The organism is Arsukibacterium ikkense (assembly GCF_000987775.1).
GTDB lineage: Bacteria > Pseudomonadota > Gammaproteobacteria > Enterobacterales > Alteromonadaceae > Alishewanella > Alishewanella ikkense.
The window spans coordinates 1-20,342 of the sequence record NZ_LAHO01000002.1 but is presented as its reverse complement, the minus strand read 5'-3'; the positions used below and the strand labels follow the sequence as shown (position 1 = coordinate 20,342).

Below are 20,342 nucleotides of genomic sequence, written 5' to 3'. Positions count from 1 at the left end.
TCCCTCAGCAGGTGGTTAACGAATAAAAAGATGGTTCAGGCATTGGCCTGTGCGTAAATCAGTAAACTTCTGGTTGGTATTGCGGCTGTTCAGGCCGCCGCGTTGTTCCAGCCAGCGGCCAGTTTTCAGGTAGGTCAGCTGTTGCTTCAAATCAAGGCTGACATCATCCAGGCCGGTATATAAACAAGTGTTAAGGCCAGCATGGCGCGCCTGCACTAACAGCGGCAGCAAAGCAGCGGCCTGCCATTCACCGCCTAAAAACAGCACGCAGCTGATTAAGCCCCGGTAGCTTTGCAGGCGGTGGCTAAAGTAGTCGGGGGTGAGCAGGTTACCAATCTCAGGGCGCCAGCTATAACTGCTATGGCAGCCCTTGCATCCCAACGGGCAGCCCGCGATAGTAAACGCCAGGGATACCTCGCCCGGTACTTCCTGAAAGACAATTTGTTCCTCACTGAACCTAAGCATAAAACCCCGTATGTAGTGTTGTTATTTTTAATTGACACTAGATGTTGTGGTTTAGCTTAGCCTTTACCGCGGTGCAAAACTTGATCTGGATCAAGCTTTAGCGGTTGTCAGCTGGACGACAGCACGCCAGGCGGCAGTTTTACTGGGGTTATTACCCCATTAGGGGTAAAGCGGCTTTAGTTTGCACAATAAAAAAACCGCCCTTTCCAAAATGGAGGGGCGGCAAAGGAACCAACGCTGCTTTTATGCTGCTTTGGGGCAGCGCAGGGTTGGCTGGTGGAGCTGGGAAGTGTTGCTGTTACAGTTGCTGGCTAAAGTTGGTAGTTCAAGACTAGCCAGACTTTGCTGGTATCTACAGCCAGCGCATTGGCATTGTAATGGGCCAGTTTCAGCAGGCCTGATAACTGTTTGTTCAGGGCATAGCTGGCGCTGGCATTCCATTCGTTGCCGTAGTTGCTGTTGCCGGCATCGCTGTCAAAGCGATGGTAGGCCAGGGTAACGGCAACCTTATTAACCTTGCCGCTGGCTTGTAACCAGTTATCACGCAAGCCGCCATTGGGGGTGTTCAGAAACATATCGGCAAAACCGGAAAAGGCATGTAAGGTGGCCAGCGGCGTTTGAAAAGCGCTTTGGCCATCGCCGGCTAAACGCTCTTGTCCTGCTTGCAGGGTGACGCCGTCCAGCGCCCAGCTTAAGCTCAGCCGGTGATAGTGGTGGCTGAAACTCAGCGGCGCGTTATGGGCATCGTCCTGTTTGGCCAGTGCCAGATGCCAACTTAATTTCGGGCCTGTTGCTAGTTTGCCCTGATAATCAATACCTACTGTGCGGCTGCTGCGTACTGCCCAGTCGTTAAAATCAAAGTCGTAGCCAAAAGCGGCCAACTGATGAGCCGGATTTAGCTGCCATTGCACTAAGGCAGTATTAAAGTTGCCACGCTGATCGGCGGCCGGGCCCTTGGGGCCAAATACCCGGTTCACATTATAAAAATGGCCCAGTTCGGTATTCAGGCTGGTGCTGAAATTATGCTGCAGCCGGTAGCCATCCAGTGTTTGTTCATTCTGGCGCCAGGCTACCCCGCCTAAAAAGCGTTGATTGGCATGGTTTACCAGCTGGCGGCCCGCACTGAAGGTGCTGCCATTGTCGTTCTGGTAGCGCAGTAGGGCCTGATTAATGTCAGACCCCTTAGGATCGGCCACCACACTGAACCGGGTTTTACCATTGACGGTACTGTGGTAATTATCATTGCCCAGCAGGCTTACGTTATCAACTTGCAATAAGGCGCTAAAGCCAGACACCTTGCCAGTATTAATGGTGATGCGGCTGCGCAGGGTTGAGGCGATGGCATCCTCTAATACGTTGTCCTGATCGACATATTCTAAACGGTAGCGAAAATGGGCTGATACGCTGCTTTGCTGCAAAGCTTGGTTAAGCTGTTCGCTGATATCAGCGGCTTGCAACGGGGTAGATGTTGCTGCAGCGATTAAGGCTAAACTGATGGCAAGAGGTAAAACCGCAACGGTAGTTTTCATGATAGGTTTCCTGGCTAATGGTGGCAAAGCGATCCTAGCCTGAAACAGGTTTTTTTATAATTAGGTTAAGGGGTTACCTAGTTATTGGTAGGGCGCCATGATGTTATATACTCACGGGCGCCCCTACATATTTATTGCATTAATGGCGAGTCCGACAACTTAAAATCGTAGCCATCAATCTCAGCATTGACTATCAAGGTATGAATATATTGCGCCACGGCTTTACGCCGTACTTTTTCATTCAGGTATTCGGCAATTTTCTGCTGTACCGCGCTAAAGGGCAGTAACTTACCGGGTACCTTGCGGGCAATAAACACGATATGAAAACCGTAGCGGCTCTCAATCCCCTGTGGCAGCAAGCCGGGTTCGGCGCTGAATATTTGCCTTTCAAACTCCGGCACTGTTTGACCGCGGCTGATTTGGCCTAAACTACCGCCGGTTTCTTTCGACGGGCAGGCCGAGTAGTGTTTGGCCAGCGTTGCCAGGCTTTCACCTTGCTGTAATTGACTAATGAGTTGCTCAGACAATATTTTTGCTTCTACCCGCGCCTTGTCATCTTCGGGGGCGGCGGCCAGCAGAATATGGCTGACTTCCAGCAGCGGTGAGCTGGCAAAGCGGTGTGGGTTTAGTTTGTAATATTGCTGACATTCTTCATCGCCAGCGGTGGGGATCGGCAGCTCCTGGCTAATCAGTGCATCGAGAAAATCATCATCGCTGGCGCTGTTTAGCTCACTTTTTACCGTCAGGCCCAGGGCTTTGGCACGCTGGCGTAACAGCTCACCGATAATCAACGATTCGGCGGCTTTTAAGGTGGCGGCGCGTTTGCTGTCGGCCGGGTGGTACTGTACTTCGGCCATTAAGGCCGATTCGCTGATAGTGGCGTTGTTTACTTGAATCATATTAAACCTCTGTTATCGGTGCCATTTAGCGTATCGCCAGACTGCTTTCAGCCGGTATTGCACACAAAGACGCCGTAAATCCGTCCCTGGAGGCTCCTCTCCGGCATCCATGCCGGAGACGCTTTGTTTAGCAATATCGGCTCGCAGTCTGGCTGGTCAATCGATCTTGCCAGGCCCGGGTTGGAACCTCGATAGCACAGCCACAGAGTGTCTGAGCGCAGCGAGTTGCTGTGGCGAGCACAGCGAGTGTTGCAACCGTCAGGGCCCTGCTGACTTCAGGTTGGATTCAACCTTGCTTACCGTACAAACCGCTGGCGTACTATCTGGTGCTGGCGGCGGATAAACTGCACCGGCACACTGAGCATATGTACTAAGCGACTAAACGGGAACACCACAAAGAGCGTCAGGCCTAAAAACACATGGGCTTTAAAAATCCAGTGTACGCCGCTAATCGCTTCTGCAGCAGCCACAGAGTTAAAGGTGACCGTATGTTGGGCCCAGGCCATCAGTTTTAGCATCTCGGTACCATCTAAATGGCCCATTGAGACAAAAATTGACAGTAAACCAAGAATTAATTGCGCATAAAGTAAAAACAAAATGGCAATGTCCATGGTATTGCTGGTGGCGCGGATCCGTGGGTTATACAAGCGGCGCATAATCAGGATGGTCAGGCCGTAAAAGCAAATTAAGCCAAAAAGTCCACCGGCGACAATGGCGATCATTTGCTTCATTTCAGTGGTAATACCTACCAGGTACCACAACTCTTTTGGCATCAGTAAACCAGCAAAATGGCCCAAGAAAATGCCAAGTATACCGATATGAAAGGCGATACTGCCTTTGCGTAGTTGTTTACTCTCTAACAGCTGGCTGGAACTGGTTTTCCAGGTGTATTGCTCTCTGTCATAACGGATCCAGCTGCCAATCACCATAATGGCGATGGCAATGTAGGGATAAATGCCAAAGGCAAACAGGTTTAAGTGTGCCATAGTGGTGCTCCTTTAAGCGCGCTTTGCCGCGGCCTCTTTATAAAGTTCTTTACTTAAGGGATCAGCCCCCAGCAAATCACTGCTCAGTGAATCAGCATTCAACGGAATAAACTGGTCGCGTCTTTGCCCGGCACTCGGCTTATTGCCGCTGCCACAAGCCGAGTCAGTCTGGTCGTTGCCCATAAAGCTGACCATTTCTTCCTCCCAGACTTTATCCAGTTCTTTTGGTGTATCATCGCGTTTTTCACTGGCAATTTGCGCCTTAATATCATCCAAATCCACCTCAGCGGCAGACAGCGCCACCAGGGTATCGAAGATACTGGCGTAATTTGATTCCCGTTGTTGTAAGCGGCACAGCAGCACCGCTAACACTGGCGCAATTTCTTCCAGGCCGATTTGGGCGTTGTGTTCGCCCTGAGTGGATAAAAACTCTAAATAAAGCGGCAGGTAATCCGGCAGCTCTTTAACGCCAATATCCAGCCCGGCTTCGCGGTATTGCGCCATCAGGTTAACCATAGCCTGGCCACGGTCGCGTGATTCGCCGTGGATATGCTCGAAAATCAGCAACGACAAGGAGCGGCCGCGCTCGTACAAACCATCGTATTCGGCTTGCCAGTCCATTAAATCGCCGTTGCAGCGCGAGTTGATAAAGTCACTTAAGGCGGTTTTATGCGCCGGCGCTATAGTGGCGCTGGCCACTACTGCCAGCAAATCGTCTTTGGCGTCTTGAATTGGCTGCTTCGGGTAATCCAGTAGCAACGACAACAGTTGTAATATTTGCATTTTTTGTTAATCCTTAATCTCAACCGGGATAACCTGACGCACGCCCTTGGCTTTAGTGCCAAACAGGTTAACGCCGTTATTGCCATCGCCACAGCCATTACCAAAGCTGAAACCACAGCTGCTTTTTAAGTCATAGGCATTTTCGGCATAGGCGCGGTGGCTGGTGGGGATAACGAAACGATCTTCGTAATTTGCCAGCGCCATATAGCGATACATTTCCTCGACCTGCAGCGGGGTTAAGCCCACTTGCTGTAAAACTTCTGCATCTTCGACACCATCGACCTGCTGCGAGCGTTTAAAAGCGCGCATCGCTATCATCCGCTCCAGCGCCCGTACTACCGGCGCTTCATCCCCGGCGGTCAGCATATTGGCCAGATACCTAAGTGGAATGCGCAGCGATTTCAGATCCGGGATTTCGCCATTCATGCCAACATGACCGGCCTGAATCGCCCCCTGAATAGGTGACAGTGGCGGCACATACCAGACCATTGGCAGGGTGCGGTATTCCGGGTGCAGTGGCAGCGCCACTTTCCAGTCCATTGCCATCATATACACCGGTGAGCGCTGGGCAGCGGCAATCCAGTTATCGCCAATGCCTTCGGCTTTGGCCGCGGCGATAACCGCCGGGTCATTCGGATCGAGGAAGATATCCAGCTGCGCCTGATACAAATCCTTTTCGTTCGGGGTATTGGCGGCGGCTTCAATTCTATCGGCGTCATACAACAACACGCCTAAATAACGAATACGGCCAACACAGGTTTCCGAGCAGACCGTAGGCTGGCCGGCTTCAATCCGTGGGAAGCAGAAAGTACATTTTTCTGATTTACCACTTTTCCAGTTGTAGTAGATTTTTTTGTACGGGCAGGCCGAGACACACATGCGCCAGCCACGGCATTTGTCCTGGTCAATCAGTACTATGCCATCTTCTTCGCGCTTATAAATGGCACCAGAAGGGCAGGCTGCCACACAGGCCGGATTGAGGCAGTGTTCGCATAACCTGGGCAGGTACATCATAAAAGTCTTTTCAAACTGACCGTAGATGTCCTTTTGCACTACCTCGTCGAAGTTCTGGTCGATTTTGCGTTTAGCAAACTCAGTACCCAGAATTTCCTCCCAGTTCGGACCCCATTCAATTTTTTCCATGCGCTGGCCACTGATCAGCGAGCGCGGCCGCGCTACCGGCTGGTGCTTGGTATCGCCAACGGTATGCAAATGCTGGTAGTCAAAATCGAACGGCTCGTAGTAATCGTCAATTTCCGGCAAGTCCGGGTTGGCGAAAATATTCGCCAGAATACGCCGCTTACCGCCGATTTTCAGTTCCAGCTTGCCACTTTTATTGCGTACCCAGCCGCCGTTCCATTTTTGCTGGTTTTCCCATTCTTTCGGAAAACCAATGCCGGGCTTGGTTTCAACATTGTTAAACCAGGCGTATTCCACCCCTTCACGCGACGTCCAGACGTTTTTGCAGGTGATGGAGCAAGTGTGGCAACCTATGCACTTGTCTAAATTTAGCACCATGCCAATTTGGGCTCTAACTTTCATATTGCTTACTCCAACCTTATTTAGTGTCTAACCAGTCGACTTTGCCCATCTTGCGGATGATCACAAATTCGTCACGGTTACAGCCAACGGTGCCATAGTAATTAAAGCCGTAGGCCTGCTGGGCATAGCCGCCGATCATATGGGTCGGTTTCATTACCGCGCGGGTCACCGAGTTATGAATACCGCCACGGGTGCCGGTTAACTCACTGCCAGGCACGTTTACAATGCGCTCCTGGGCGTGGTACATCATGCTCATGCCCTCGGGCACTCGTTGTGATACCACCGCGCGGGCGGCGATGGCGCCGTTAACGTTAAAGATGTCAATCCAGTCGTTATCTTCAATACCCGCGGCAGCAGCGTCGATTTCACTGATCCAGACAATAGGGCCACCACGCGACAGTGTCAGCATTAACAGGTTGTCGGAATACGTGCTGTGAATGCCCCATTTTTGGTGTGGGGTAATAAAATTCAGCACGATTTCCTTATTGCCGTTCGGGGTTTTATTCAGCACCGGTTGCACGGTTTTTAAGTTAATCGGTGGCTTATAGCTGCACAGCTGCTCGCCAAAGTCGCGCATCCACTCGTGATCCTGATAAAACTGCTGGCGGCCGGTAATGGTGCGCCAGGGGATCAACTCGTGCACATTGGTGTAACCGGCGTTGTAGGACACATGTTCATCTTCTAAGCCAGACCAGGTAGGCGAGCTGATAATTTTCCGCGGCTGGGCCACAATATCGGCAAAGCGGATTTTCTCATCCTGCTTGGGCAGCGCCAGATGGGTATGGTCGCGGCCGGTCATTTTACTCAGTGCCGCCCAGGCTTTAACGGCTACCTGACCATTGGTTTCTGGTGCTAAGGATAAAATCATCTCGCAGGCGTCGATGGCGCTGTCAATTTTCGCCATGCCTTTGTTAATGCCCTCATCCGTGTGCACCCGGTTGAGTTTTTTCAGGAAGCCCACTTCGTCCTTGGTATCCCAACCGATGCCTTTGCCGCCATTGCCGATTTTTTCCAGCAAAGGGCCAATAGAGGTAAAGCGGGCATAGGTATTGGGGTAATCCCGCTCCACAATATTGATATGCGGCATAGTCATGCCCGGAATGGCTTCACATTCACCTTTCCACCAGGCTTTTACGCCATAGGGTTGTGCCAGTTCGGCCGGGGTGTCGTGGTGCATTGGCGTGGTGACCACGTCAGTTTCTACGCCTAAGTGGCCCACAGACGCTTTCGAGAAGGCCTTGGCAATGCCTTTAAATATTTCCCAGTCGCTGCGCGCTTCCCACACCGGGTCAATCGCTGCGGTTAACGGGTGAATAAACGGATGCATATCCGAGGTATTCATGTCGTCTTTTTCATACCAGGTGGCGGTTGGCAGCACGATGTCGGAATACAGGCAGGTGGTGGACATCCGAAAATCCAGCGTTACCCATAAATCGACTTTGCCTTCGGCGCCATCGTCGGTCCATTCGATATCTTGCGGTTTTTTGCCGCCGAAATCGCCTAAGTCTTTACCGAGTAAACCGTGTTTGGTACCCAGTAAATGCCGCAGCATATATTCATGGCCCTTGCCGCTGGAACCCAGCAGGTTAGAGCGCCAGATAAACATATTGCGCGGGAAGTTTTGCGGGCTTTCCGGCTGTTCACAGGCAAATTTAATCTTGCGATCTTTTAGCTGCTGCAGCACATAGTCTTTCAGCTCAACGCCGGCGGCTTTGGCTTTTGCGGCCAGCCCCAATGGGTTAATGCCCAGCTGCGGTGCCGAGGGTAACCAACCCATGCGTTCGGCGCGGGCATTAAAGTCGATAATGCTGCCGCTCCATTTTTCCTGATTAGCCAGCGGTGAGATCACTTCGGTCATATCCAGCTTTTCATAGCGCCATTGGCTGGAGTGATTATAAAAGAATGAAGTACCGTTCATATGGCGAGGTGGCCGCTGCCAGTCCAGACCAAAGGCCAGTGGCGTCCAGCCGGTTTGTGGCCGCAGTTTTTCCTGGCCGACATAGTGGGCCCAGCCGCCACCGCTCTGACCGATACAGCCGCACATCATCAGCATATTAATCAGACCACGGTAGTTCATGTCCATGTGGTACCAGTGGTTTAGCGCAGCACCCACTATCACCATAGAGCGACCGCGGGTTTTATCGGCATTGCGGGCAAACTCGGTCGCTACCCGGATCACATCATCAGGTTTTACGCCGGTAATAGCTTCCTGCCAGGCTGGGGTATAGGGAATGTTGTCAGTATAAGACTTAGCGCGGCTGTCATCGCCAACGCCATTATCAACACCATACTGCGCCAGCATTAAATCGAATACCGTTGCTACCAGTGCCGTACTGCCATCGGCCAGTTCGACTCTTTTCGCCGGAATTTTGCGGATCTGGATATCTGCGTGATCAGTATGTTGGAAATACTGATATTCGTGCGGCGCGCCACCAAAATAGGGGAAAGCAACGTCGACCAGTTCATCACGGTTATCTTTTAAGGTTAATTGCAGCTCCAGCTCACCGTCTTTGTCTTTTTGCTCCAGGTTCCACTTACCGCTTTGCCCCCAACGATAGCCGATAGAGCCATTCGGACTGGTTAGCCGGCCATCATGGTTAATGGCGATGGTTTTCCAATCCGGATTGTTTGCTTCACCCAGGTTATTGACTAAATCGGCGGCGCGCAGAAAGCGACCCTGGCTCAGATGTTTTTCACCTTGTTCCAGCATCACCAGCATGGGCATGTCGGTAGTACGACGTACATAGTCGATAAAGTAGCTGCTGGGGTTGTTAACGTAGAACTCTTGTAAAATAACATGGCCAAAGGCCATCGCCAGCGCCGCATCAGTGCCCTGACGTGGTGCCAGCCAGGTATCACCAAACTTGGAGGCTTCCGAGTAATCTGAGGTGATAACACAGGTTTTGGTGCCCTTGTAGCGTACTTCGGTTAAAAAGTGGGCGTCGGGCGTGCGGGTCTGCGGTACGTTCGAGCCCCAGACAATAATGTAATTCGAGTTATACCAGTCGGCCGATTCCGGCACATCGGTTTGCTCGCCCCATACCTGTGGTGAGGCGGGTGGTAAGTCGCAGTACCAGTCGTAGAAACTTAAGCAGTTACCACCAATTAGCGATAAATAGCGGGCACCGGCGGCGTAAGACACCATCGACATCGCCGGGATGGGCGAGAAGCCGGTAACCCGGTCCGGGCCATAGGTTTTGGTGGTATAGACATTAGAGGCAGCAATCAGCTCGTTTACTTCATCCCAGCTGGCGCGGATAAAACCGCCTAAACCGCGACGCTCTTTGTAGCTTTTCGCTTTGACCGGGTCTTTAACAATCGACTCCCAGGCGGCAACCGGATCCGGGTGCTGTGCCTTGGCTTCGCGCCACAGCTTCATTAGCTGCTGGCGTACCTTGGGGTACTTTAAGCGGTTGGCGCTGTAAATATACCAGGAATAGCTGGCGCCTCGGGGGCAGCCGCGCGGCTCGTGGTTGGGTAAATCCGGCCGGGTGCGCGGGTAGTCGGTTTGCTGGGTTTCCCAGGTTACCAGGCCGTCTTTGACATAAATTTTCCAGCTACAGGAGCCGGTACAGTTAACGCCATGGGTAGAGCGCACGACTTTATCGTGCTGCCAGCGCTGGCGGTAACCCTGCTCCCAGCTACGGTCTTCATTGGTGGTAACACCATGGCCGTCAGCAAAGGGCACTTTACGTGTTTTAAAAAACCGCAGCTTGTCGAGAAGATGACTCATAATTGACTCCTGGTCTTGTCCGGCATGAACAGACGTTTTTTGCTTTTGGTATGCACACTATAGAAACAACAGGGCGATGATGCTTGATTTGGATCAAGGCGGCTATAGCGCTAAACATATGATAAAAAACAAAAATACCCACAAATGGGTAGTGCGTAATGGCGTAGTGCAGCCGACAATAGCGGCCCTTATACCACCAGTGGCTGAATGGCTGAGCAAGCCGCTGCCCCTGCAGGAAAAAGGGGGTAGCTCATTTGCGTCTGGTTTTTTTGCGGGATCTAAACAAAGTTACTCAAATACAGTTATGCTTGAGCGATAACAGCAGGCGGAGAGGTTATGCGACAGTTTTCAATTGTTACCCGGATTAATATTGCGTTGGCCTGCATTGTCACGCTGGCCATTGGCACTATGCTGGCGTCTTACTGGCTATCGGATAAAAGCGGCAATGATGCACTGGCGGTGAATGTGGCAGGCTCGCTCAGGATGCAAAGCTACCGCATGGCCTGGCTGACCCAGCAACAGGATACAACCGCCTTACAGCAAGCTGGCAAGCAGTTCGCCACCAGCTGGCAACATCCGGTATTTAATCGTTTTCTGCAAGATCAGCATATAATGGCGCAATTCGCTGCTGCGCGGCAGCACTGGCAGCAGATTGCACCCAGCTTCCAACAGCAGCCGGTTGACGTGTTACTGTTAGAACAACAGTTGCAGCAACAAATTGCCTTGCTGGAGCAGCTGGTGTTTTATATTCAGCAGGACGCCGAGCAAAAAGTGCGCAGTTTTCGCACTCTGCAACTGCTGGCGCTGCTTGCCACTGTGCTGTTATCGGCCATCGTCATTTACTGGTTAAAAGTGATAGTACAACAGCCGTTAGAACAGCTGACCCGTGGCGCGAAACAGGTGGCGATGGGCGATTTTACCCAGCGGCTGACGGTTGAAAGCAACGATGAACTTGGCACCCTGGCGCATAGCTTTAATAAAATGAGCGACTCCATCGCCTATATGTATGGCAACCTGGAAAAACGGGTAGAGCAGCAAACCGAAGCGCTGCAGCACAGCAATACCACCTTGCGTTTTTTATATAACACCGCGCAGCGGATCAGCGAGCATGCACCTGAGTTTGTCGATTTTAACCTGATCGTCGCAGAGTTAAAAACTGTGGTTAAAGTAGATAATCTGGAGCTGTGCCTGTTTACCGAAGAGGGCGATAAACCCTATCTGCAGGTATTACCCGGGGATGGCAGTGCTGATCCCTGTGCTCAGCAAAATTGTGGCGATTGCCTGAGCCAACCGGTGGCCGAGGGCTGTAACAGCAGCAACTATAACTATGTTTTGCATCGTGATCGTAAAAAATATGGCGTGCTGGTGGCGCGCATTGATGACGGGCAAGCGCTGCAACTTTGGCAGCAACAGTTACTGGCGGCGGTGGCGGATCAACTGGCATTGGCGCTTAGTTTAAAATCGGAGGAGCAGCAGGTACGCCGGCTGGCGCTGATGCAGGAGCGTACCGTGATCGCCCGTGAACTGCATGATTCGCTGGCACAGGCGCTATCTTATCTGAAAATTCAGGTTACCCGCTTAAACAAAGCCACCCAGAAAGAAGACAAGGTCACTATTGCTGATGTGTCGGCAGAGTTAAAACAAGGCTTAGACGCTGCCTACCGGCAGCTACGTGAGTTACTCACCACCTTTAGGCTGAAAGTAGATGGCAATGGCTTGCTTAGCGCGCTGCAGGCAACTGTGAAACAGCTCAGCGAGCAATCGGGCATGCAAATTAAACTCGATTATCAGTTAATCAATATACCACTGGCACCGCATGAGGAAATTCATTTACTGCAGATTATTCGTGAAGCCAGCCAGAATGCAGTGCACCACAGCGCAGGTACGGAGATTAATATAAGCTTACAGCTGCAACACGGCGCCACCATAGTACTGGCGATTGAAGATAATGGCGTTGGTATACCGCAGTCAGCAGAAAAGCTAAACCACTACGGCCTGGCCATTATGCAGGAGCGCAGTAAGCATTTGGGCGGTAGCATCAGCATCAAACGCCGGTCAGAAGGCGGCACCGGGGTCTATTTCAGTTTTACGCCTGAGTATTTGTTACAGCAGCAAATGGCCTGATTGTAGGTAGGGGCGCAAATATGCGCCCCCATTTACGCTTCTATCTACGGATTATAAAACTCGCCATTTTTCCGCAGATAAAAGAACCAGTTAATCAGCAAACATAACGCATAGAACACCGCAAAACCCACCATCGCATATTCTGGTGTGGCGGCTTTAATTTGCTCACCAAACACCTGGGGAATATAAAAGGCACCGTAAGCGGCGACCGCTGAGGTCCAGCCCAATACCGGGCCTGCTTGCTCTTTGGGGAACACCACAGCGATGGTTTTAAAGGTAGAGCCATTACCGACACCACTGGCGGCAAACAAGCCTAAGAAGATCAGGAAAAACGGCATAAAATACTGCTCAGGTGTTGCCGACTGATAAGCCAGTTGCATAAAGTAAGCCGCACCCAGCGCACAGCTGATCATCACTACCGCGCAGATTTGGGTGACGAAAGCACCGCCCCATTTATCGGATAACCAGCCACCGACCGGGCGAATTAAGGCGCCAATAAAGGGCGCTATCCAGGCGTAGGTTAAGGCGCTTGGGCCGTTAGGGTTGGCGGTGGTGTGGGTCATTACCCCATCGACCATAATATGGCTGTAGCCAAAAATAACCTGTATCGACAACGGAAAGGCAGCGGCAAAGCCAATAAAGGAGCCAAAGGTCATGATATAGAGCACACTCATTACCCAGGTATGTTTGTTGTTAAATATCTTGTATTGCCGCTCCAGACTGGTGCGAATCGCCCCGGGCAGAATTTTCAGTGCCATTACCGTAGCAAACAGGATCAACACCAGTACCAGCTCTTTGGGTATGCTAAAGCCAGAGCCATTGGCGGCTTCAGGCAGGATTAACCACAAACCGATAATCGAGGTGATAAAGCCAATAGCGTACATCAGCAGAATAATCGAAAACGAGCCCACGGCGCTGGGCAGTTTCGGCGTGACTTCTTCGGTATGAATGTTGTTCATGCCAAACCAGATGGCAAAGGCCAGTGGGATCAGCAATAGCAGCCACAGAAAGCCCGCGTTTTGGATCCAGGTATCGCTGCCGGCGGCAATGCTGCCGATCAGGGTGCCACTGGCTTTTTGCAGAACCATTGGCTCACCGCCACCCAGCATGCTAAAGGCGCCAAAAGTCATAAACAGTGGTACCAGAATTTGCATACTGGTGACGCCAAAGTTGCCCAGGCCAGCATTTAAGCCCAGCGCCAGTCCTTGCTGCTTTTTCGGGAAAAAGAAACTGATGTTTGACATTGAGGCCGCGAAGTTACCGCCACCGATACCGGATAGCAGCGCCAAAACCTGAAACACCCAAAATGGCGTGTTCTGATCCTGCAACGCCAGGCCGGTACCCAGTGCTGGGATCATCAACAGACTGGTAGTGAGGAAAATGGTATAGCGGCCACCACAAAGCCGGACAAAAAAGCTGGCCGGAATACGCAGCGTCGCGCCACTTAAACCGGCAATAGCGGCCAGAGTGAACAATTCTGATGCCGAGTAAGGAAACCCCAGATTGAGCATTTGGACGCTGATAATGCTCCACATCATCCACACGGCAAAGCCGCAAAGCAAGCTGGGAATAGAAATCCACAGATTGCGGTTAGCAATACGCTTGCCGGTTGTTTGCCAGAAGTGTTCATCTTCCGGTTGCCACTGTTTCAGATCTGACATAGTTCACTCCTGTTGAGAACAGCAAATTAAGCTATGGCAACTATGCAGGGCATGGCCTGCTGTCACAATGTATCTTCGGAGTTAGCCAGCAAAGCCAGAGGGTTAGTTGGAGGTACTTACTAAGTGGTAGTTTTTGGACGAAAAGTAAATATATTTGTTTTAAAACAGTGCTTTATTCATGCGTTTCAAACGGCAAAAATGCTGAACATTGCAATTTGCAATAGCCAGTGATGTGCCATTTTACTGATTTATATCAAAGTTCTTCCCAGCTTGTTATAAGCTAATAGCACATAGATACTTTATCTCGTCTTGGAGCCAGCAATGTCAGAGCAAAAATCCAGCATTATGTTAGTGGATGACCACCCCTTATTACGCAAAGGGCTAAAGCAGTTATTAGCACTGGAGGATGAACTGGAAGTTATCGCCGAAGCCAGCAGTGGTGCAGAGGCTATCCCGCTGGCAACAGAATTGGATCCGGATTTAATTATTCTGGATTTAAATATGCAGGGGATGGACGGCATTGCCACCTTGAAAAAGATGCGGGACGAGGGCGTCACCTCCCGCATTGTGATGCTGACGGTGTCGGATGCCGATGAAGATGTGGTCAACGCCATTAGTAATGGCGCTGATGGTTACCTGTTAAAAGACAGCGATCCGGAAATGTTGCTGGAGCAGATTAAACGCGCTCTTACCGGTAAAATGGTGCTAAGTGAGGCGATTACGCAGGTGCTGGCTACCGCATTACGCCGTCCGGCAGTAAAAACCTCGGCTGAACTAAACAGCCTGACCAACCGTGAACATGAAATTCTCAGTTTTATTGCCAAGGGATTAAGCAATAAACTGATTGCCCGTGAGCTGAGTATTTCAGATGGTACGGTAAAAGTGCATGTGAAACATTTACTGAAAAAGCTCGGTTTGCGCTCGCGAGTTGAAGCGGCGGTGTGGATGGTGAATCAGCAGGGAGCTAAAGCCTGATGGAAAAAGCAGCAATACCCAAGCCAATGTTAAGCGCTGAACAGGCGCTGGCGCAGATGTTAGCTCAGGTGCTGCCGCTGGGCGGGCAGGAAGCCGTGCCGATAAGCGAGGCGTTAGACAGGGTATTAGCCCAGCCGTTGTTATCAACAATTGATGTACCTGGCTATGATAATGCCGCTATGGACGGTTACGCATTGCGCGCTGCTGAGGTAAAACCGGGTCAACCGTTGCTGGTAGTTGGTGTAGCGTTGGCCGGCCATGCATTTACTGACAGCGTGCCTGCAGGCAGTTGTGTGCGGATAACCACTGGTGCTGTGCTACCCGCAGGCTTAGATACGGTTGTGATGCAAGAGCAGGTAACGCTTAGTGCAACTAACCAACAGCAGAGCATTCTGTGTCAGTTGCAGCCTACAACGGCTGAGCATGTTCGTCGTGCCGGAGAAGATATCTGCAAAGGCCAGCAGGTGTTTGCAATAGGGCATAAATTGCGCCCTGCCGATCTGGGGTTACTGGCGTCATTAGGCTTTGCCAGTGTTAATGTTAAGCGCAAGCTTAACGTCGCGATATTTTCCACTGGTGATGAGTTATTGCCACCCGGTCAGCCGTTGCTGCCCGGCCATATCTATGACAGTAATCGCTACGTGATGGCGGCCATGTTGCAGCGCCTGGGCGTCGAAGTGTTAGATTTAGGCCTGTTACCTGACAATGTGGACGCTATAGAACAGGCATTTATACAGGCGATGACCGAAGCGGATGTGCTGATTACCAGTGCCGGCGTGTCAGTAGGTGAAGCCGATTTTACCCGGCAAATTTTGCAAAAGCTTGGCCAGATCAACTTCTGGCAGGTAGCGATAAAGCCGGGCAAGCCGTTCGCTTTTGGTAAACTGAATCATTGCTGGTTCTTTGGCCTGCCCGGTAATCCGGTGGCGGCAGTAGTGACCTTAGAGCAGTTAGTGCAGCCGGTACTGCGTAAACTCAGCGGCGAGGCAGCCGATTATACGCCAGCTTTGCTGCAGGCGATATGCAGCGTGCCGTTGAAAAAGCAGCCCGGCCGGATGGACTATCAGCGCGGCTGGTACTGGCAGGGCGAAGATGGCTTGAATGTCAAAACCCTCGGCAGCCAGAGTTCTGGCATGCTCAGTTCCATTGCCCACGCCAACTGCTATATCGTGCTGGAACGCGACAGTGGCAGTGTGCCGGCAGGTGAGCAGGTGTTTATACTGCCGTTTTCTTCTATGCTGCGTTAAGACCAGTAGGGCGTCTTCTTTTTATGAAAACGGGCGCCTTTGGATGCCAGCTACCACCTTTGTGCCGGCACAAGCCGGCGCAGTTTTGATCTGTATCAACTTCAATTAGCTTAATAATCACCACACTAGGCGTTACAACAACGCAAAACCGGAGTGAGTTATGTTATTGGTTGATGCGCTACTGCATGAGCTTGAGGTGTTTGAGGTAAAGCAGTTATTTGGTATTCCAGGCGATTTTGTGTTGCCGCTGTTTGAACAGCTGCAGCAGCGCAGTAAGCTACCGCTGTACTATTTAAGTCATGAGCCCTCAGCGGTATTCGCCGCTGATGCGGCGGCGCGCATCAGCAATAACCCGGAAGTGGTGATCCTGACTTACGGTGCCGGCGCCTTAAATGCGGTTAATGCGGTGGCGCAGGCCTATGTTGAGCATGTGCCGCTGCTGGTGATTGCCGGTTTTCCGAGCCAGACTGAGATTGACCGCGGCCTGCAAATTCATCATCAGGCGAAAACGGTCGACTCACAGCGTGATATTTACCGTGAAATTACCGCCGCGCAGTTCCGGCTAGATCAGCCGGCAAGGGCAGGTGCCGATATCCGTGCCGCGCTCACAGTAGCCAAGCAGCAAAGCCGGCCGGTATTGCTGGAAATTCCGCGCGATGCGGTGCAATTTAGCACCACAGTGGCAGGGCTTTACTTGCCGCCAACAGTTACAGCGGATGAACTGGCGCTGGCCGTCGCCAAGATAAGGGCCCGGCTGCAGCAGGCGAAGCAGCCGGTGATTATCGCCGGCGTTGACGTGCGCCGTTTTGCTGCGGTGGCGGAGCTGGAAGCCTTAGCCGATGCGCTTAATATCCCCTTTGTCAGCACCTTAATGGGCCGCGCCAGCTTTAACCAGCAGCACCGGCTGTATGGTGGCATTTTTCTGGATAAATCTGACTTGCGCCCGGCACAGCTGTTGCGTGATGCCGACCTTATTTTGCAAATTGGTGTGATTAAAACCGACAGTAATTTTGCCGCCCATGCCGGGCTATTTACGGCAGAAAAAGTACTGTTAGTTGAGCAGGCAGAGCAGGCGTTAAAACCGCTGTTGGCGGCGCTTTCGCAGCAACAGATAGCGCCCTTTGCGGATAGAGCTTGGCCGCCGCTGCCAATAGCGGCTGCTGAGCAGCAGTTTAGCGCCACCAGTTTGGTGCAGGCGTTAGATCGCATCTTAACCAGACGCAATGAAACCGTGCCGCTGATCTCCGATATTGGCGATTGTCTGTTTGCTTCTTTGCATGCTAACCCCAGCTTAATGCTGGCGCCGGCCTTTTATGCTTCTATGGGCTATGCGGTGCCGGCGGCTTTTGGCGTGCAGGCCGTCACCGGGCTGCGGCCAGTGGTTTTAGTGGGTGATGGTGCCTTTTTAATGACCGGGCTGGAGTTGGGACATTGCGCCCGCTATGGCTTTGCACCGGTGATCATTGTGTTTAATAACCAGCGCTGGGACATGATTGATGCCTTTGCACCGGGGCTTAACTGCACTGATCTGCAGCATTGGCATTATGCAGAATTGGCGCGCGGTATGGGTGGCCAGGGTATGCAGGTGAGCAACCTGACCGATTTTAGCGAGGCTTTGAGCCTGGCACTGAACAACTGTAAGCGCTTTAGCCTGATTGAAGTAATGCTGCCTGAGGGCAGCCGTACTGAGCGGTTGAATAACTTTGCCGCGGGTTTTAAAGCGGCAGCCGGGGCAGGGCTGACGTCATGCTAAAGGTCAGGATGTTGCGGCAGATCAAAACCTGTAGCCGCCTGAGCGCTAAAATAGCCGCCATTTTGCAACAGCGCGAGCAGACTCTATGTTAATACCTGAATTACTGTCACCCGCCGGCAGTTTAAAAGCGATGCGGCTGGCCTTTGCCTATGGCGCTGATGCCGTCTATGCCGGCCAGCCGCGCTACAGCCTGCGGGTGCGCAATAATGAATTTGATCTGGCCACGCTGCAAACTGGCATTGCAGAGGCCCATGCATTGGGCAAAAAGTTTTATGTGGTGGTCAATATTGCGCCGCATAACAGCAAGCTGCACAGCTTTATTGCCGATATGGCACCGGTAGTGGCACTTAAGCCCGATGCGTTGATTGTGTCTGATCCCGGAGTCATTTACTTGCTAAAACAGCATTTCCCACAGGTGCCTCTGCACCTGTCAGTGCAGGCCAATACGGTGAACTGGGCCGCGGTGAAGTTCTGGCAGGCGCAGGGTGTCGAGCGGGTGATTTTATCGCGCGAGCTGGCGGTTGATGAAATCGCTGAAATTCGCCGGGAAGTACCGGATATGCAACTGGAAGTCTTTGTGCATGGCGCACTTTGTATGGCCTATTCCGGTCGCTGTCTGTTATCGGGTTATATCAATAAACGTGACCCTAATCAGGGCGCTTGCACCAACAGTTGCCGCTGGCCTTATCAGGTGCATGCTGCGGTGGAAGATGAGGTAGGGCAGTTTAAACCAATAAGCACCCCTGCGCTGTTGGAAGAACAAGGCCGCCCCGGTGAGCTGATGGCCATTGATGAAGATTTGCATGGCACCTACATTCTTAATTCAAAAGATTTACGTGCCATTGAGCATGTGGCGGCGTTAACCGCGATGGGCGTGCATTCGCTGAAAATAGAAGGCCGCACCAAATCACCCTATTATGTCGCGCGCACTGCCCAGGTGTACCGCCAGGCCATTGATGATGCAGTGGCCGGTAACGCCTTTAATCCCAATTTACTTGGTGAGTTGGACGGTATGGCCAATCGCGGTTTTACCGAAGGTTTTTTACGCCGGCATAAACCACAGGATACCCAAAACTACGCCACCAGCCACAGTGTCGGCGAGCAGCTATTGGTCGGTGAGTTTATTGGCGAGCAGGACAGTGAAGGTTTTGCGCTGGTTGAAGTGAAAAATCAGTTTGCCGTGGGCGATAGCCTGATCTTAATGTCGCCAAACGGTAATCAGTGTTTTACGTTACAGGGACTGCGCGATAAGCAAAATAACGCTATCTTGCTGGCACCAGGTGCGTGTTATCAGTTGAAGGTGAAGCTGCCATTGCAACAAAGCTTTAATTTTGCCATGTTGCTAAAGCAGCTACCACAGCAACACTCAGCAATTGATGCTGCAGTGGTGGGGCAAGCATGCCAGCCGTAATTGAAATCAGCTGTATCAATTGCGACATGTGCGTACCCGAGTGCCCGAACGACGCCATTAGTATGGGCGTTAAACACTACCAGGTAGACCCTGAGCTATGTACCGAGTGTGTAGGCTATTACGATAAACCGACTTGTATAGCCGTCTGCCCGATAGATTGTATTGAGCTGCAGTAAGACTACTGTAGCTCGGCTTAACTCTGGTTCGCCTGTGAAAAGGCTACAGCAAATAACTGATATGTTGGTAAAACACTGTAAGTTGCTAACTGGCGTTATCTTTATTGACATGTATACACTCTCGAGCTACACCTCTGCCATTCTATACTATAGTGTCTATGCCAGAGTGGGTTGCTGTTCTGGTTAAGATGGCACGCCCGGTTAGATAAATCGGGCCTGAGCAACAAGGAGCACTATAATGTCACAGGTTCAACCTATACCGGAAGGCTACAGCGGAGCCATTCCTTATCTCACCATTTCTAATGCCGCCGATGCCATTGGCTTTTACCAAAAGGCCTTTGCTGCTGAGCTTATTCTGAAGATGGATACGCCAACGGGCGCGGTAATGCACGCTGAAATGCGGCTGGGGCAAGCGTTGTTTATGCTGAGCGAGCAAAGCGACGAATGGGGTACTAAAAGCCCAGCGATGTTACAGGGCACCCCGGTTGGGGTGATGATCTATGTCAAGGATGTTGATGCGCTGGTGCAACAAGCCGTGGCCGCAGGCGCCAGTTTAACCATGCCGCCAACCGATCAGTTTTATGGCGATCGTATGGCTTGCCTGCAGGATCCTTTCGGCCACAATTGGATGTTCTCAACCCATATTGAGGATGTACCTGAGCAGGAACTCAACCGCCGTGCCCAGGCCTTGTATGGTAGCTAAGCGGCTGCTGTTATTACCAGATAAAGTGGGGCGTAAATATGCGCCCTTACAACAGTCTGGTGTATCGAACGGTTCAAGGCCGACACTGCCTGCCGGGTGGTAGGGGCGCATTTTGCGCCCAGAGCGTCATTATGTCTGCTATTACAGAATAGGATGAAGAAAAACCATGGACAGGCACATCAAAAAATTATGAGTAATCGACCGTTATATCAGCGTATATGCAGGTTAAAGCTGCACAAAAAGGCTGCAAACGGCGCTAATGCGGTAAAGGAATACGCCTGATGTGTTTTTACGGCATTTTCAGGCATGACTCTACCCGGACTTCAGGTTAAAGACCGGTAAGTGTGTCTTGCGG

The 20,342-nt window shown here is 51.7% G+C and carries 15 protein-coding genes and 1 pseudogene; 8 read left to right on the top strand and 8 right to left on the bottom strand.

Annotation, left to right across the window (positions count from 1 at the left end; all coding sequences use genetic code 11):
* Positions 1-15: 15 nt before the first annotated feature.
* The 7 genes from nrdG to WG68_RS02055 all read right to left on the bottom strand — a co-directional run bounded on the left by nrdG (position 16) and on the right by WG68_RS02055 (position 9,937).
* On the bottom strand, positions 16-465 hold the full coding sequence (nrdG, locus tag WG68_RS02085) for an anaerobic ribonucleoside-triphosphate reductase activating protein (protein ID WP_046556010.1): 450 nt from the start codon (positions 463-465) through the stop codon (positions 16-18).
* A gap of 311 nt (positions 466-776) precedes the next feature.
* Positions 777-1,994, bottom strand: a complete 1,218-nt coding sequence (locus tag WG68_RS02080; RefSeq protein ID WP_046556009.1) for a hypothetical protein — start codon at positions 1,992-1,994, stop codon at positions 777-779.
* A gap of 131 nt (positions 1,995-2,125) precedes the next feature.
* Positions 2,126-2,893: a peptidylprolyl isomerase gene (locus WG68_RS02075; RefSeq protein ID WP_046556008.1), complete on the bottom strand. Its 768-nt coding sequence runs from the start codon at positions 2,891-2,893 to the stop codon at positions 2,126-2,128.
* Between the two features lie 296 nt (positions 2,894-3,189).
* Entirely contained in the window at positions 3,190-3,879 is a 690-nt protein-coding gene (gene narI / locus WG68_RS02070; protein WP_046556007.1) for a respiratory nitrate reductase subunit gamma, read from the bottom strand.
* A 12-nt stretch (positions 3,880-3,891) separates the two neighbouring features.
* Complete coding sequence (gene narJ, locus WG68_RS02065; RefSeq protein ID WP_046556006.1) at positions 3,892-4,662, bottom strand: nitrate reductase molybdenum cofactor assembly chaperone; 771 nt, start codon at positions 4,660-4,662, stop codon at positions 3,892-3,894.
* A gap of 6 nt (positions 4,663-4,668) precedes the next feature.
* On the bottom strand, positions 4,669-6,204 hold the full coding sequence (gene narH, locus WG68_RS02060; protein ID WP_046556005.1) for a nitrate reductase subunit beta: 1,536 nt from the start codon (positions 6,202-6,204) through the stop codon (positions 4,669-4,671).
* 16 nt (positions 6,205-6,220) lie between these two features.
* Positions 6,221-9,937 carry a nitrate reductase subunit alpha gene (locus WG68_RS02055; RefSeq protein WP_046556004.1) on the bottom strand — a complete coding sequence of 1,239 codons (3,717 nt, stop codon included), beginning with the start codon at positions 9,935-9,937 and terminating at the stop codon, positions 6,221-6,223.
* A gap of 76 nt (positions 9,938-10,013) precedes the next feature.
* Here WG68_RS02055 and WG68_RS19635 point away from each other — a divergent pair, with 76 nt between their 5' ends.
* Positions 10,014-10,256, top strand: coding sequence for a hypothetical protein (locus WG68_RS19635; protein ID WP_161796339.1), 243 nt, complete (start codon positions 10,014-10,016; stop codon positions 10,254-10,256).
* A gap of 17 nt (positions 10,257-10,273) precedes the next feature.
* The gene (locus tag WG68_RS02045) at positions 10,274-12,061 is read left to right on the top strand and encodes a HAMP domain-containing protein (RefSeq protein WP_046556002.1); all 1,788 of its coding nucleotides are present in this window, start codon (positions 10,274-10,276) and stop codon (positions 12,059-12,061) included.
* A gap of 44 nt (positions 12,062-12,105) precedes the next feature.
* Here the strand turns inward: WG68_RS02045 and WG68_RS02040 are convergent, their stop codons facing one another.
* Positions 12,106-13,722, bottom strand: coding sequence for an MFS transporter (locus WG68_RS02040; protein WP_046556001.1), 1,617 nt, complete (start codon positions 13,720-13,722; stop codon positions 12,106-12,108).
* Positions 13,723-14,043: 321 nt separating this feature from the next.
* Between WG68_RS02040 and narL the strand changes: the two genes are divergently transcribed.
* The 6 genes and pseudogenes from narL (at position 14,044) to WG68_RS02015 (ending at position 19,987) form a co-directional block, all read left to right on the top strand.
* Positions 14,044-14,697 carry a two-component system response regulator NarL gene (narL, locus tag WG68_RS02035; RefSeq protein ID WP_046556000.1) on the top strand — a complete coding sequence of 218 codons (654 nt, stop codon included), beginning with the start codon at positions 14,044-14,046 and terminating at the stop codon, positions 14,695-14,697.
* A complete protein-coding gene (gene moeA / locus WG68_RS02030) occupies positions 14,697-15,944 on the top strand; it encodes a molybdopterin molybdotransferase MoeA (protein ID WP_083981766.1) in 1,248 nt (415 codons plus the stop codon). The genes narL and moeA overlap by 1 nt, the downstream gene beginning before the upstream one ends.
* A 160-nt stretch (positions 15,945-16,104) precedes the next feature.
* Positions 16,105-17,697, top strand: coding sequence for a thiamine pyrophosphate-binding protein (locus tag WG68_RS02025; protein WP_046555999.1), 1,593 nt, complete (start codon positions 16,105-16,107; stop codon positions 17,695-17,697).
* 85 nt (positions 17,698-17,782) lie between these two features.
* Positions 17,783-19,108 carry a prephenate-dependent tRNA uridine(34) hydroxylase TrhP gene (trhP, locus tag WG68_RS02020; protein ID WP_046555998.1) on the top strand — a complete coding sequence of 442 codons (1,326 nt, stop codon included), beginning with the start codon at positions 17,783-17,785 and terminating at the stop codon, positions 19,106-19,108.
* Positions 19,096-19,278, top strand: a pseudogene (locus tag WG68_RS19295) (YfhL family 4Fe-4S dicluster ferredoxin); the annotation flags it as partial. The gene trhP and the pseudogene WG68_RS19295, both read left to right, overlap by 13 nt.
* A gap of 244 nt (positions 19,279-19,522) precedes the next feature.
* Entirely contained in the window at positions 19,523-19,987 is a 465-nt protein-coding gene (locus WG68_RS02015) for a VOC family protein (protein WP_046555997.1), read from the top strand.
* Positions 19,988-20,342: the final 355 nt, after the last annotated feature.